Source organism: Janthinobacterium sp. AD80 (genome assembly GCF_002878455.1).
Taxonomy (GTDB): Bacteria; Pseudomonadota; Gammaproteobacteria; order Burkholderiales; family Burkholderiaceae_D; genus Janthinobacterium.
The window spans coordinates 1-14229 of the sequence record NZ_NRDQ01000034.1 but is presented as its reverse complement, the minus strand read 5'-3'; the positions used below and the strand labels follow the sequence as shown (position 1 = coordinate 14229).

Sequence of the window (14229 nt, the reverse complement as noted above, 5' to 3'; positions counted from 1 at the left end):
GCGGTCGGCGCCGGCCGGCTTGGCTGGTGCGACAGGAGCAGGGGCGGGCGCCACCGGTGCCGGGGCGCCGGTGAAGAAGCTGATGATCTTGGCGATCAGGCCTTGCGGTGCGGCGGGTGCAGGCGCCGGGACGGCCTTCACTTCCACCGGCTTGCGCTCGACCAGCGGTGCCGGCTGGTCAGGCGTGATCGTCTTGACGACGGCTTCCTGGCGCGGCTTGGCTTCTTCCTTCTGGCGCTTGCTGTAAGCCATGTCGGTTTCAGCGTGTTCGGCCAGGTTGTAGCTGGCCTGGCTGTCTTCCAGACGCGGGTCGTCGTGCTTGATGCGTTCCAGCTTGTAGTGCGGCGTTTCCAGATGCTTGTTCGGGATCAGGATCACGGCGATGCGGTGGCGGTTCTCGATTTTCAGCACTTCGCCGCGCTTTTCGTTCAGCAGGAAGGCGCCCACGTCGACGGGCACTTGCACGTGGATGGTGGCCGAGTTTTCCTTCATCGCCTCTTCCTGGATGATGCGCAGCACCTGCAGGGCGGACGATTCGGTATCGCGGATGTGGCCGGTGCCGGAGCAGCGCGGGCACGTCACGTGCGAGCCTTCGGACAGCGAAGGACGCAGGCGCTGACGCGACAGTTCCATCAGGCCGAAGCGCGAAATCTTGCCCATTTGTACACGGGCACGGTCATGGTGCAGCGCATCTTTCAGGCGCTGTTCCACTTCGCGCTGATTTTTTGCCACTTCCATGTCGATGAAGTCGATGACGATCAGGCCGCCCAGGTCGCGCAAGCGCAGCTGGCGGGCCACTTCTTCGGCCGCTTCGCAGTTGGTGTTGAAGGCGGTGGTCTCGATGTCCGAGCCGCGCGTGGCGCGCGCCGAGTTGACGTCGACGGAAACGAGCGCTTCGGTATGGTCGATCACGATGGCGCCGCCCGATGGCAGCGGCACGGTGCGGCTGTACGCCGTTTCAATCTGGTGTTCGATCTGGAAGCGCGAGAACAGCGGCACGTCGTCGCTGTAGCGTTTTACGCGGTGCACCATGTCGGGCATCACGTGGCTCATGAACTGGTGCGCCTGGTCGTAGATCTCGTCGGTATCGATCAGGATCTCGCCGATGTCCGGCTGGAAGTAGTCGCGGATGGCGCGGATGACCAGCGACGATTCCTGGTAGATCAGGAAAGCGCCGTTGGCCGACTTGCCGGCGCCTTCGATGGCGCGCCACAGTTGCATCAGGTAATTCAAGTCCCACTGCAGTTCATCGACGTTGCGGCCGATGCCGGCGGTGCGGGCGATCACGGACATGCCAGCTGGCAAGTCCAGTTTATCCATGGTTTCGCGCAATTCCTGGCGCTCTTCACCTTCCACGCGGCGCGATACGCCACCACCACGCGGGTTGTTCGGCATCAGCACCAGGTAGCGGCCGGCCAGGGAAACAAACGAGGTCAGGGCGGCGCCCTTGTTGCCGCGCTCTTCTTTTTCCACCTGGACCATGATTTCCTGGCCTTCGCGCAGCGCTTCCTTGACGGAGGCGTTACGCACGTCGACGCCTTCACGGAAGTACGTGCGGGCAACTTCCTTGAAAGGCAGGAAGCCGTGGCGGTCTTCGCCATAGCTGACGAAGCACGCTTCGAGCGATGGCTCGATGCGCGTGATGACGCCCTTGTAGATGTTGGATTTGCGCTGTTCGCGCCCGGCTGTCTCGATATCGATGTCGATCAGTTTTTGTCCGTCGACAATCGCTACGCGCAGTTCTTCTTGCTGCGTGGCATTAAACAACATGCGTTTCATTTTTATAACTCCGCGACCCGTAGGCCATCTCAAAGCCGCTTCCGGAGAAGCGGCGAAGTACAGGGATATATGCGAGAACGGGAGTGCTGGCGGGGGAAATGCCCAGGCGTGCGGAGCAACAACGCGTACGAGGTAAACGTTACGGCCGCAACAGGCGCGGTGAGGTCGATCGTCATGCCGAGTGCACAGGACACCTGCAACTCATCTGAAACAGCCCGGACGAGAATGAACTGCATCGGGGGCAGAGAATGCAAGTGGTCAGCAAATTCAGAGCCAAATCGTAAGCCGGCTCACATTACAGGGATCGCGATGGCGAGGCTTGGCCTCAGCCTATTCATCGACAACCCTCAGTATTGTGACCTCATACGGGGTTTGGCGAAAACGGCAAGCGTTATCAACTTCATCAACCCGCGAGCCCGACTCGATAAGTCGCGCTAACGGGTACTTATCCTTATAATCCCACACTCACTTCTGCATCTCCACGCGTTATCCGATTACAACTACGGTGCAACCTTGATTCGCGCAGGGATGGTGCATATACATTTTTTTCCACCGAATTTGCAATTTGGCGAGGCCGGTGGAGACGCCCCTGTGTAAAATGTGCTTTTATTCTTACACTCGCAGCAGCCAGGGCCGCAGCAAAAACAATTATATATTCAAAATGAAGGACTTAGAGAGATTTCTGGGAAGACATAGTAAATGAAGAGTCAAAATGATGTTGTTCCCCCTTCAACACCCCCGGTTCAGCCGCAAGCCCAATTCGTAACGATCGCCGAGGAAGAAGCAGGCCAGCGCATCGACAACTACTTATTAAGAGTGTGCAAGGGAGTGCCTAAAAGCCACATCTACCGGATATTGCGTTCGGGAGAAGTGCGGGTCAATAAAGGCCGTATCGATCAGCTGTATCGTCTTGCCGCCGGCGACGTGGTGCGCATTCCGCCCGTGCGCGTGGCCGAAAAGGCCGCCACCGGCGCGCCTGCCGCCGAATTCAAGATCATCTTTGAAGATGCGCAGCTGCTGGTCATCGACAAGCCGGCCGGCGTGGCCGTGCATGGCGGCTCGGGTGTGTCCTTCGGCGTGATCGAGCAATTGCGCGCTTCGCGCCCCGATGCCAAGTTCCTGGAACTGGTGCACCGCCTGGACCGCGACACCTCCGGCCTGTTGTTGCTGGCAAAGAAACGTTCCGCGCTGACCAATTTGCACGAGCAGATGCGCGACGGCGTCACCGACAAGCGCTACCTGGTGCTGGTGGCGGGCGACTGGAAGAATGCGCGCCAGCATATCAAGTTGCCATTGCATAAATATACGACGGCCGAAGGCGAACGCCGGGTGGCCGTGCAGGCCGATGGGCTGGCGTCGCACACGGTGTTTACGCTGTTGCATAAATATCACAACTTCGCCTTGCTGGAAGCGGAATTGAAGACGGGACGCACGCACCAGATCCGCGTGCACCTGTCGTCGTCCGGCTTCCCCATCGCCGGCGACGATAAATATGGTGATTTTGCCCTCAACCGTGCCCTGTTGAAAGCCGACAGCACGCGCGGCGCCCTGAAGCGCATGTTCCTGCACGCGCACCAGATCACGTTTACGCATCCGGAAAACGGCAAGACGATGACCCTGAACGCGCCGTTGGCTGCCGAATGCGAGCGTTTCTTGGTAAGCTTGGGCAAACCATTGGCCGTTGCCGCACGATAAGGAAGCAAGCGTGCGCGTGACACTACTCACAAGGTAGTCAGTCGCCATCATTCATTCTCAAGGAGCCGGCGGCGTGTGTCGTCGGAAAACATGGCAAGAAAGCAATTTGATCTGATCGTCTTCGATTGGGACGGCACCCTGATAGACAGTACCTCGACCATCGTCAAGTGCATCCAGGCGTCAGCCAAAGACCTGGGCTTGCCTGTTCCCACCGAACTGCTGGCCTCGCATGTAATCGGCCTGGGCCTGCAGGAAGCCATGCAGCTGGTGATGCCCGACGTGGAGCCGAAATACCATGCGCGCATGGCGGAACGCTACCGCTATCACTATCTGTCGCGCGACCACGAACTGGCATTGTTTCCCGGTGTTTACGAGATGCTGCAGGAACTGTCGCAGCAGGCCTATTTCCTGGCCGTCGCCACGGGCAAGAGCCGCGTCGGCCTGAACCGCTCGCTGAATGCCGTCAAACTGCTGTCGCTGTTCGATGCCACGCGTTGCGCTGATGAAACTTTTTCCAAGCCACATCCTGCCATGCTTCAGGAACTCACGCGTGAATTGGGACAGGACATGCGCCGAACCGTGATGATCGGCGACACCAGTCATGATTTATTGATGGCAAGCAATGCGGGCGCGGTCGGTATTGCCGTAGAGTATGGAGCGCATCCGGTCGAGCAGTTGCAGGCTTGCAAGCCGCTGTACTCGGCCCCGACAGTGGCGCATCTGCACCAATGGCTGAGCGAGCACGCATGATGGCCGATGTCGTGGAAATTCTCATTTGCGCCGCCGACGCCGTCGCCGATGGCGGCAAGGGCGTGCGCTTTCCCGTCTCTGCCGGTGGCGAAGCGACCACCGGCTTTGTCGTGCGCCATGGCGGCAAGGCGTATGGCTACCTGAACCGCTGCGCCCACGTGCCCATCGAGCTGGACTGGGCCGAAGGCGAGTTTTTCGAGTCCAGCGGCTTGTACCTGATGTGTTCGACGCATGGCGCCATCTATGTGCCGGAAAGCGGCTTTTGCGCTGGCGGTCCCTGCAAGGGCGGCCGTTTGCGTCCGATTCCCGTGGCCGAGCGCGATGGCCAGCTGTACTGGCAACCGGATGAGTATGTCAAACCCCTGCCGGCCTGAGCCCCGGCACGGCCTTTTGCAATTTAAGCAAAGTGAATTATGAGCGATAACACGAATGACAAGCTGGACAGCAGTGCGCCCGCCAGCGGCAGCGGCGCCCCTGCCGGCCATTGGGAACGCGACGTGCTGGAAAAGCTGGTATTTGCCACATTGCAAGAACAACGCGCGCACCGCCGCTGGAGCATCTTCTTCAAGGTCTTCAGCCTGCTGATCGTGCTGTTCGCCCTGTGGGTGTTTTATGACTACAACAGCACTGACGACAGCGAAACCCTGGGCCGCCACACGGCCCTGATCGACATCAGCGGCGCCATCGAATCCGAAGGCAGCGGCTCGGCCGCCGTCGTCATCCCGGCGCTGGACAAGGCGTTCTCCGATAGCGGCTCGGTCGCCGTGGTGCTGCATATCAATAGCCCTGGCGGCAGTCCCGTGCAGGCAGGCATGATCGTCGACGAGATGCAGCGCCTGCGCAAGGGCTACCCGGACAAGCCTTTGTATGTGGTGGTCGATGAAATGTGCGCCTCGGGCGGCTATTACATCGCCGCCGCCGCCGACCGCATCTACGTCAACAAGGCCAGCGTGGTCGGTTCCATCGGCGTGCTGATGGATGGCTTCGGCTTTACGGGCGTGATGGAAAAAGTCGGCGTCGAGCGCCGTTTGCTGACGGCCGGCGAGAACAAGGGTTTCATGGACCCGTTCAGCCCGCTGACGGACAAGCACAAGGCGTATGCGCAGGGCATGCTCAATGAAATCCACCAGCAGTTCATCGATGTGGTGCGCGCGGGACGGGGCAAGCGCCTGAAGGAAACGCCGGATACCTTCTCGGGACTGTATTGGACGGGCGCGAAAGCCGTCGAAATGGGCCTGGCCGATGATTTCGGCACGGTTGACAGCGTGGCGCGCGATATCGTCAAGGCGGAAGACATCGTCGACTACACGCAGCATGAAGGCTTGCCGGAACGGGTGCTGAAGAAATTTGGCGCGGCCATGGGCGCCGGTGCCATGAAGGCAGCCGTGCAGCAGTCACAGCCGGCGTTGCGCTGAGAGCATGACTCTTGGCTGGCAGGCAAGCCAGTCGAGAATGATTTTCAATAAGGTGGTAAATTGCCTTGAAAATCGACCTCCTTGGGCTATAGTGAAGCAGTAGTTCTTTTCAAGGAGGGGCGATATATCAACTATGTTGTCAGTACTAACTTGATTGGCAGGTCTTGGAACTACTCGCCACATCGTAGATGTGGTTTTGAGTGAATTTACATTCCTCACTAAAGTCCCGATGGGGCTTGGGAACGGCGGCGCAATGCCGCCGTTTCCTTTTGTATGTCGTAATTGATGGCGCTGGACATGATAGTGCAAGGTCGGATGAGCACAACGCTGCGTGGTGCGCGGGCGGTAATAACATGCATGCGAGAGTGGGGCATGTGTGGCTGGGCATCACGGCCTTCAGGCCGCGCAGTCGTTACAGTGCGCGGACAAGGTCAGAGGGTGGGATTGCTTGGCCTGCGTACTGATTTCCTTTACGCCAGAGGCCGTGGCGGCTCGCGCAGACACCGCGTCCTGGCCCTCTTCCAGCGTGTCCACCTGGGCAAAACCGCCCTGCTTTAGCCAGCACATGAAATGGCATTGTGCCTCGGCATGCCAGCGCATCTGGCTGGTGGCCATCGGCGCGTCGTCGCCGGCTACAAATTCCTCGTCCCGCAAGGGATGGGCGTCGCGCCAGCGCGCCACGGCCAGGTTAACTTTATGCATCGCTTCCTGTTCGGTGGCGATGCTGCGGCGCATGTCGCTGATGCTGTCTTTCATGGCGATTGTATCAGTGTGCTTCATACGATGTCCTTCCCAGTCGTTCGTGGCTATTGCCGAAATTCCTAAAGCACGTTAGGCGGATTCCTAACGAAGTTTCAGTCTATCAATCCATTATTCCGAGCGCTTGATTTATCTCAAAGAAATCGCTTATCAAACACACTTCCATGCGCTTTCTTATTGTCGCCAGATGACGTGTCTACCAGTTGTTGTATTTAAATAAATAAAAACACGACATGCGACTGGTATTGCGCCGCTTGCGGACGATGGGGATTTTTCTTGTCGTCGTGCTTGCGTGAATCAGTGATGCTCAGCCAGATAGCTACCGCTGGATGAAGACGAGCGGACGGATTATTTGCTAACGATGGAAATATTTATTTGTTTGACATGTTGGTATGCAGGTGTGAAAATATTGTTAATTTAATTTGCAGCTGATTTTGTTGGTCGAATGGGCAATGATGAAGTCTATTTTTGGTTTTAAGCCATTTCAGCGATATCAAATCCTGTGCCCACGTCCATTGTTGTCGAGAAATTTACGTTGACGGAAAGCGATGTGCCAGGGCATCGGGCAGACAATCCTGAAATTTGTCTACGTTGTCGAACTTGCATGTTAAAGCAGCGTATATATTGCAACCTAGAAGGTTGGTGACGCTCAAAAGCGATTTTTCCGGAAATGTAGGCAATAAGGAAATATTGTTTGTATAGTATGCAAACGATGATTGTCAGTACGTTTTATCTATCAACTTTCAAGCCATGTTGCTCCTGACTGGCTATTTTTAATATGGGTCCACTGAATGTTTCAATTTCTCAATTCCGTTAAAAGCTGCAATTTTTATAAAAGCATGGCTGTATTGTCGCTATCGATGATGTCCGTCTCTGCGCATGCGCAAGGAGTTTCGTTTGATGCTGCAAATGTGACTATTACGACCATTGGTGTGCATGGCGTAACCCCTTATTTCCGGATCGTGGAACCACTGGCGGCACAGTGCGCCTATTTGCTGATTTATATTCCCGCAGATAAGAAATCCATGTATGCGCAAGTACTCGCTGCCAAACTGGCAGGAAGAAAATTGAGCCGAGTGAATTACACCTTGACGAACGGCCCGAATTCGGAATGCCACGCAGTTGTCGTAGAGATGGAATAATTGCTAAAATAAAATAATGGGGCTTGTCCTTTCTAAGAGTGTGCTGCGCAAAAAAATTTTTTTGGCGGTTTTTTTGTGTTTTTCGCTGCGCAATGCCTGTGCTTTAGAGGCTGCGGTTGGCACGGTGGCGTGCATGGAGGCGCCTTATCTTCCCGGACGATTTTTTTCTTGATGGCAGCAGCGTGTCCTGTCCTGCTGCTGCCCGCATCAAATGCTCCAGTTCCGATCGTGCAAATAGAATAATAAATTTATTCATGCAACTTTACTCACCTCTTTGGCTTCTGGCATGAAAATGAGTGTCGTGATAGGTGATGGTGACAAAACTTACAAGGGACAATTTATTTATGCCGCGCTGGTCAGCTGATTTTCGCTATCAGGCACGTCATATTCGATGCCTGCCATGTTGATTTTTTGCCGGATTATGTTGCTGCCCTGTCTGCTGGTGTGCGTCTGAAAATACCTAGGTGATGCGCGTAAGCGTAGACTGCGATGCGCAGCCAAAGTAGTACCGACAGTATTGCCGGGCGGCGGCCGTTTCGAAAGGGGCGGCGTGCCGGTCGTCGTGAAGACTAGCTATGCCTGCTTCTGGCGCCGCTTCACGCTGTCATCCGCTTCTGGTAAAGTCACGCCCATGAGTAAATTATCCCTAGACCGCATCCTGCAATCGCAGGGTTTTGGCACCCGTAAATATTGTCGTTCCCTTATCGATGATGGCGATGTCGTCATCAATGGCGTTACCCAGACCAATTACCGCACCACCGTCGAGACCGAAGGCCTGGTGCTGCACGTCTTTGAAGAAGAGTGGGTCTACCGCCAGCACCTGTACCTGGCGCTGTACAAGCCCGCCAATTTCGAATGCTCGCGCAAGCCCAGCCATCACCCTGGCGTGCTGACCCTGCTGCCGGAACAGTTTACCTGGCGCGAAGTCCAGCCCGTCGGCCGGCTCGACCACGACACCACCGGCATGCTGCTGATGTCCGACGATGGCCCCTTTATCCATGCACAATCGTCGCCGAAGCGCCACGTTCCCAAGATTTACCAGGCTACCACGCAAGAACCGGTGACCGATGAACTGGTGGCGCTGTTGCTGGCCGGCGTGCAATTGCATGACGAACCGGCTCCGCTGGCGGCCCTCGTCTGCGTCAAGCGCGGCGAGCACCAGCTGGAAATCGTGCTGGAGCAGGGCAAATACCACCAGGTCAAGCGCATGCTGGCCGCCGCCGGCAACCACTGCAGCGCGCTGCACCGTTCCGCCATCGGCAGCCTGACCCTGGAATCGCTGGGCATTGCGGAAGGCGAGTGGTGCTACCTCACGCCCGAGCAGATCGCCCTGCTGGCCTGACCCTCTTCCTGATTGCCAAAGCCGGGAATGTCCCGGCTTTTTGGCGTCTTTAGCCTCCAACTGCCTGCATTTGACGAAGTTCTCCGTACATGAAATTAGCAACCCTGAAAGATGGCACGCGCGACGGCCAGCTGGCCGTCGTCTCGCGCGACCTGAAAACGGCGCACCTGGCCGACGGCATCGCTTCGACCCTGCAAAAGGCGCTCGACGACTGGAGCTTTATCGCGCCCCAGCTGGACTTGCTGTACCAGACCATCAATAGCGGGCGCGGCCACCGTGCCTTCGATTTCGACCCGGCCAACTGCATGGCGCCCCTGCCGCGCAGCAGCCTGCGCGTGGCGGGCGCCGCATATCTCCAGCAGGTCGAGCGGGCCTGCAAGGCCGCCGGCATTGAGGTGCCCGCCAATCTGCGCGACGCGCCGCGGATGTACCAGGGTGCCAGCGATGATTTCCTCGGCGCCCAGGATGACATTACCCTGGCGCATGAGCAGTGGGGCATCGACTACGAGGCGGGCATCGCTGCCATCACGGATGACGTGGCGATGGGTTCCACGCCGGACCAGGCGCACCTGAACATCAAGCTGCTGATGCTGGTCAACGACGTTACCTTGCGCAACCTGGCGCCGGAGGAACAGGCGGGCGGCCATGGCTTCCTGCAGTCGAAACCGGCCATGGCCTGCTCGCCCGTGGCGGTTACGCCCGACGAGCTGGGCGACGCCTGGCGCGGCGGCAAGGTGCATTACGCCGTGCGCTGCAGCCTGAACGGCAAGTTGTCGGGCCAGCCCCATGCGGGCGCCGACATGGCCTTCAATTATCCGCAACTGCTCGCGCATCTGTGCCAGACGCGCAATGCGCGCGCCGGCAGCGTGGTGAGCGCGGGCGGCGTCGCCAACAAGGAAGTCAAGAAGGGATTTTCCAGCATCGTTGAGCGGCGTAGCCAGGAGATGATCGCCGATGGCGTTGCCAGCACGCCGTATTTGCTGTTTGGCGATGTGGTGCGATTGGAAATGCTGGGGGATGACGGGAAATCCCTGTTTGGCGCCATCGAGCAGACCGTCAAGCAGGCGGAAGCGCGGAAAAATCGTTAGTGACCCGAGAAATGGCCATGACTGCGTTGCAACCCCTCGCCGTACTATTCGTACTGTTTTCGGGGCCGCGCCTTGTCCTGAGCGTTTTTCGGTCCCCTCTGATATGGGCGCCTGCGGCGCCTTGTTTCATCTGGGCAAAGGAAATACAGGGGATTTGCCCTCCTGTTCCGCCGATGGCGGGCGCTCGCTTGAACCGATAATGCTCCATGCCCAGTCCGTATTGCGCCTAGCCAGGCCGCAGGACTTCACCGGAGTTGATTGATGTCGGAAGACAGCGACGCAGAAAAGACCGAAGCCGCGTCACCGAAGCGCCTCGAGCAGGCGCGTGAGGAAGGCGACGTTCCGCGATCGCGTGAAGTGGCCACGTTTACGGTGCTGATGGCGTCCGGCTGCTGCCTGTGGTTTGCCGGCGACGCCATCGTGCGCCGGCTGACGGCTGTCATGGTCTCCGGGCTGAGCCTGAACCGGGAACAGATACTCGACCCCGATGCGATGATGCTGCGCATCGGCTACGACGTCAGCTCGGTCTTGCTGACCTGCTTGCCGTACGCGCTGGCCATCATGCTCGTGGCGCTGGCCTCGCCCATCCTGGTGGGCGGCTGGCTGTTCAGCTCGAAGGCGTTTACCCCCAATTTTGGCAAGCTCAACCCGATCCGCGGCCTGGGCAATATGTTTTCAAAGAATGCCCTGGTGGAATTGCTGAAGGCCATCGCCAAGACGCTCGTCGTTGGCGTCGTGGCCTGGATGGTGATGCAGCATCAGAAAGACGCCGTGCTGGGCCTGTCCGTGGAATCCCTGCGCGCCGGCTCGGCTCACCTGATCAGCTTGCTGATCACGGCCTTCCTGCTGATCGTCGGCGCACTCGGCCTGATCGCCGCCATCGACGGCCCCTACCAGATGTGGCACTACGCCAACAAGATGAAAATGACCCTGCAGGAAGTCAAGCAGGAGTCGAAGGAATCGGACGGCAATCCGCAGATCAAGGCGAAGATCCGCCAGATGCAGCATGAAATGTCGCGCCGCCGCATGATGGCCGACGTCCCCACGGCCGACGTGGTGGTGACCAACCCGACGCACTATGCGGTGGCACTGAAATACGGCGAGAATTCGCGCGGCGCGCCGCAGGTGGTGGCCAAGGGCATCGACGAAGTGGCGGCGAAGATCCGCGAACTGGCCGGCGAGCACAAGGTCGCCATCCTGGAAGCGCCGGCGCTGGCGCGTGCGCTGTACAAGCATACCGAGATCGGCGACGAAATTCCCGAGGCGCTGTATGGCGCCGTGGCCGAAGTGCTGGCCTATGTGTTCCAGCTGCGCAGCTACGGCAATGGCCACGGCCAGCGCCCCGACAAGCCGAAGCAGCTGGACGTGCCGCCCGAACTCGATCCGCAGAATCCCGCATCACAGACACCACCGGCAGCCGATGCCGCTGACAAGAATAAAGGAAGTACACCATGAACGGCCTGAGAATGCCAGCCTGGCTCAGTGGCATGGGGGGCAACGCCAGCAAGGGCATCGCCGCGCCGGTCATCATCATCATGCTGCTGGCGATGATGGTGCTGCCGCTGCCGGCCTTCATCCTCGACATTTTCTTCAGCTTCAATATCGCGCTGTCCATCATCGTGCTGCTGACGGCGCTGTACACGGTCAAGCCGCTCGACTTCATGGCCTTCCCGACCATCCTGCTGGTGTCGACCATGCTGCGCCTGTCGCTGAACGTGGCGTCCACGCGCGTGGTGCTGACGGAAGGTCATACGGGCGCCGACGCGGCCGGTAAAGTGATTGAAGCTTTCGGCCACTTCCTGATTGGCGGCAACTTCACGGTCGGTATCGTCGTGTTTATCATTTTGACGATCATTAACTTTACCGTGGTGACCAAGGGTGCGGGCCGTATCGCCGAAGTGGGCGCGCGTTTTGCGCTGGACGCCATGCCGGGTAAACAGATGGCCATCGATGCCGACCTGAACGCCGGCCTGATCGGCGAAGACGAAGCGCGCCGCCGCCGCACGGAAGTGGCGCAGGAAGCGGAATTCTATGGCGCCATGGACGGTGCCAGTAAATATGTGCGCGGCGATGCCATCGCCGGCATCATGGTGACCGTCATCAATATCGTCGGCGGCTTGCTGGTGGGCTTGCTGCAGCACGACATGGGCTTTGCCGACGCGCTGAAGAACTACACCTTGCTGGCCATCGGTGACGGCCTGGTGGCGCAGATTCCTTCGCTGATCATTTCCACGGCGGCCGGTATCGTCGTCTCGCGCGTGGCCAGCGAACAGGACATCGGCACGCAGCTGGTCGGCCAACTGTTTGCGAAACCGCAAGTGCTGTACATCACCGCCGCCATCATCGGCGGCATGGGCCTGATTCCCGGCATGCCGAACATGGTCTTCATCCTGCTGGCGTCCTCGCTGGCCGGCTGCGCCTATCTGATCAGCAAGAAGCGCACGCAGGAAAAAGCGGCGGCCGAAAAGCCTGCCGAGGCGCCGCAAGCGACTGTCGCGCCCGAACAGGAAGAGGCCAGCTGGCAAGACATCATGCCCGTCGATACCCTGGGCCTGGAAGTGGGCTACCGCTTGATTCCCCTGGTCGACAAGACGCAGGGCGGCGAATTGCTCAAGCGCATCAAGGGCATCCGCAAGAAATTCGCCCAGGAAGTGGGCTTCCTGGCGCCGCCCGTGCATATCCGCGACAACCTGGAACTGAAGCCGTCGGCCTACCGCATCACCCTGAAGGGCGTGGAAGTGGGCGTGGGCGAAGCCTTCAATGGCCAGTTCCTGGCGATCAATCCCGGCATGGCCAGCGGCAGCCTGCCTGGCGTCTCCACCACCGACCCGGCCTTCGGCCTGCCGGCCACCTGGATCGACGCGGGCCTGCGCGACCAGGCGCAATCGATGGGCTACACGGTGGTCGATGCGGGCACCGTGGTGGCGACGCACCTGAATCACCTGATCACCTCGCATGCGTCGGAACTGCTGGGCCGCGCGGAAGTGCAGTCGCTGCTCGACCACCTGGGCAAGGAGTCGCCGCGCCTGGTGGAAGACCTGGTGCCGAAGATGCTGTCCCTGTCGACCCTGCAGAAGGTGCTGCAGAACCTGCTTGCCGAAGGCGTGCACATCCGCGACATGCGCACCATCATCGAAACCCTGGCCGAGCATACCGTCAACACGCAAGACCCGAGCGACCTGACGGCGCTGGTGCGCGTGGCCCTGGGCCGTGCCATCGTGCAGCAGCTGTTCCCCGGCGCGGCGGAATTGTCCGTGATGACCCTCGACAGCCGCCTGGAGCGCCTGCTGATGCAAGCGATGGGCAATGGCGGCGACGGCGCCGGCATTGAGCCGGGCCTGGCCGATACCATCGCCCACCAGGCGGGCCTGGCCGCGCAGCAGCAGGAAGCGCTGGGCCTGACGCCGGTGCTGCTGGTGCCGGCGCCATTGCGCGCCCTGCTGTCGCGCTTCCTGCGCCGTGCCTTGCCGCAGCTGAAAGTGCTGTCGCATGCGGAAGTGCCGGAGACCAAGACGATCCGCGTGACCAGTTTGGTGGGTGCGCAATAGTTGGCATAGTTAATGCCGGGGTCAGACCTCCGCCAGCGTTAGCGCGGCGCTTTGCGTTGGCGTCAGTGGGGGGGCTGACCCCAGCATTTGCAGCAAAGCAAACCCAAGCGAAAGGCCAGGGTCGAACCCTCAGGGTTCGACCCCGGTTGTTGCTTTGGGTTAAAAAAAGCAATGCCGGGACTGACCCTCGGCATCGCCAACATCAAGGTCATTACCACGGTGCGAGGGGAGCCTGCTCCCGGATGTCGTTAGCGTCAGTCGGGCGGATGACCCATCCATCGTTTATGTCAAGAAAGCATCAATTTCCTCCCGGCAAACTGAATAACGGGTACTTTCCCGTCCTGTTCCTTCGATCGTTTCCTCAGTGCATCGCTAATAATGGAAACTGTCCGAGTGATCTGTGTCCATGTGGAAGACAGCACTCAAGCAACAGGAGTCGATGATGGTCACACAGTTCAGCCAATATTGCGCCACCCCCGCCTTGGGAGGCCGGTCATGAATGTGAAGAAATTTACGGGCGCCTCGTCGCGCGATGCGCTGCGCAAGGTGCGCGAAGCGCTGGGCCCCGATGCCGTGATCCTGTCGAACCGCCAGGCCGATGGCGTGGTGGAAATTCTCGCGCTGGCCAATGACGACGCCGCTTCGCTGGCGTCGCCGCCGGCCGCCTCCGAAATGGCCCAGCCCCGTCCCCAGTTGCAGACCCAGTTCGCC

Annotated in this window: 12 protein-coding genes and 1 pseudogene; 10 read left to right on the top strand and 3 right to left on the bottom strand. The window is 59.3% G+C overall.

From position 1 onward, the window contains the following. On the bottom strand, positions 1-1779 hold a 1779-nt coding region (locus JaAD80_RS07820), incomplete at its 3' end, for an Rne/Rng family ribonuclease (protein WP_146012301.1). A gap of 699 nt (positions 1780-2478) precedes the next feature. On the opposite strand from JaAD80_RS07820, the gene JaAD80_RS07810 reads away from it, so the two are divergent. The 4 genes from JaAD80_RS07810 to JaAD80_RS07795 all read left to right on the top strand — a co-directional run bounded on the left by JaAD80_RS07810 (position 2479) and on the right by JaAD80_RS07795 (position 5639). Further along, entirely contained in the window at positions 2479-3474 is a 996-nt protein-coding gene (locus tag JaAD80_RS07810; protein ID WP_102293660.1) for an RluA family pseudouridine synthase, read from the top strand. Between the two features lie 90 nt (positions 3475-3564). Further along, a complete protein-coding gene (locus JaAD80_RS07805; protein WP_102293663.1) occupies positions 3565-4224 on the top strand; it encodes an HAD-IA family hydrolase in 660 nt (219 codons plus the stop codon). Then, on the top strand, positions 4221-4598 hold the full coding sequence (locus JaAD80_RS07800; protein WP_102293659.1) for a Rieske 2Fe-2S domain-containing protein: 378 nt from the start codon (positions 4221-4223) through the stop codon (positions 4596-4598). Before JaAD80_RS07805 ends, JaAD80_RS07800 begins: the two co-directional genes overlap by 4 nt. A gap of 39 nt (positions 4599-4637) precedes the next feature. Beyond that, positions 4638-5639, top strand: a complete 1002-nt coding sequence (locus JaAD80_RS07795) for a S49 family peptidase (protein ID WP_102293658.1) — start codon at positions 4638-4640, stop codon at positions 5637-5639. A 396-nt stretch (positions 5640-6035) separates the two neighbouring features. Here the strand turns inward: JaAD80_RS07795 and JaAD80_RS07790 are convergent, their stop codons facing one another. Further along, positions 6036-6419, bottom strand: a complete 384-nt coding sequence (locus JaAD80_RS07790; RefSeq protein WP_102293657.1) for a hypothetical protein — start codon at positions 6417-6419, stop codon at positions 6036-6038. 770 nt (positions 6420-7189) lie between these two features. Between JaAD80_RS07790 and JaAD80_RS30185 the strand changes: the two genes are divergently transcribed. Continuing rightward, positions 7190-7540 (top strand): hypothetical protein, encoded by a 351-nt coding sequence (locus tag JaAD80_RS30185; protein WP_146012299.1) that lies wholly within the window; start codon positions 7190-7192, stop codon positions 7538-7540. A gap of 3 nt (positions 7541-7543) precedes the next feature. On the opposite strand, the gene JaAD80_RS31400 is transcribed toward JaAD80_RS30185, so the two are convergent. Further along, positions 7544-7675 (bottom strand): hypothetical protein, encoded by a 132-nt coding sequence (locus tag JaAD80_RS31400; RefSeq protein ID WP_258002863.1) that lies wholly within the window; start codon positions 7673-7675, stop codon positions 7544-7546. 496 nt (positions 7676-8171) lie between these two features. Here JaAD80_RS31400 and JaAD80_RS07785 point away from each other — a divergent pair, with 496 nt between their 5' ends. From JaAD80_RS07785 to JaAD80_RS07765, 5 genes and pseudogenes are all read left to right on the top strand, one after another. After that, complete coding sequence (locus JaAD80_RS07785) at positions 8172-8882, top strand: pseudouridine synthase (protein ID WP_102293662.1); 711 nt, start codon at positions 8172-8174, stop codon at positions 8880-8882. An 89-nt stretch (positions 8883-8971) separates the two neighbouring features. Next, positions 8972-9970, top strand: a complete 999-nt coding sequence (locus tag JaAD80_RS07780; RefSeq protein ID WP_102293656.1) for a fumarylacetoacetate hydrolase family protein — start codon at positions 8972-8974, stop codon at positions 9968-9970. A gap of 261 nt (positions 9971-10231) precedes the next feature. Next, positions 10232-11425 carry a flagellar biosynthesis protein FlhB gene (gene flhB, locus JaAD80_RS07775; RefSeq protein ID WP_102293655.1) on the top strand — a complete coding sequence of 398 codons (1194 nt, stop codon included), beginning with the start codon at positions 10232-10234 and terminating at the stop codon, positions 11423-11425. After that, a complete protein-coding gene (gene flhA, locus JaAD80_RS07770) occupies positions 11422-13518 on the top strand; it encodes a flagellar biosynthesis protein FlhA (protein ID WP_102293654.1) in 2097 nt (698 codons plus the stop codon). The genes flhB and flhA overlap by 4 nt, the downstream gene beginning before the upstream one ends. A gap of 495 nt (positions 13519-14013) precedes the next feature. Continuing rightward, positions 14014-14229, top strand: a pseudogene (locus JaAD80_RS07765) (flagellar biosynthesis protein FlhF); the annotation flags it as partial.

Coding starts and splice junctions, on each gene's coding strand:
- JaAD80_RS07810 (WP_102293660.1), top strand. CDS start 2,479: ATGAAGAGTCAAAATGATGTTGTTCCCCCTTCAACACCCCCGGTTCAG.
- JaAD80_RS07805 (WP_102293663.1), top strand. CDS start 3,565: ATGGCAAGAAAGCAATTTGATCTGATCGTCTTCGATTGGGACGGCACC.
- JaAD80_RS07800 (WP_102293659.1), top strand. CDS start 4,221: ATGATGGCCGATGTCGTGGAAATTCTCATTTGCGCCGCCGACGCCGTC.
- JaAD80_RS07795 (WP_102293658.1), top strand. CDS start 4,638: ATGAGCGATAACACGAATGACAAGCTGGACAGCAGTGCGCCCGCCAGC.
- JaAD80_RS07790 (WP_102293657.1), bottom strand. CDS start 6,419: ATGAAGCACACTGATACAATCGCCATGAAAGACAGCATCAGCGACATG.
- JaAD80_RS30185 (WP_146012299.1), top strand. CDS start 7,190: ATGTTTCAATTTCTCAATTCCGTTAAAAGCTGCAATTTTTATAAAAGC.
- JaAD80_RS31400 (WP_258002863.1), bottom strand. CDS start 7,675: ATGCACGCCACCGTGCCAACCGCAGCCTCTAAAGCACAGGCATTGCGC.
- JaAD80_RS07785 (WP_102293662.1), top strand. CDS start 8,172: ATGAGTAAATTATCCCTAGACCGCATCCTGCAATCGCAGGGTTTTGGC.
- JaAD80_RS07780 (WP_102293656.1), top strand. CDS start 8,972: ATGAAATTAGCAACCCTGAAAGATGGCACGCGCGACGGCCAGCTGGCC.
- flhB (WP_102293655.1), top strand. CDS start 10,232: ATGTCGGAAGACAGCGACGCAGAAAAGACCGAAGCCGCGTCACCGAAG.
- flhA (WP_102293654.1), top strand. CDS start 11,422: ATGAACGGCCTGAGAATGCCAGCCTGGCTCAGTGGCATGGGGGGCAAC.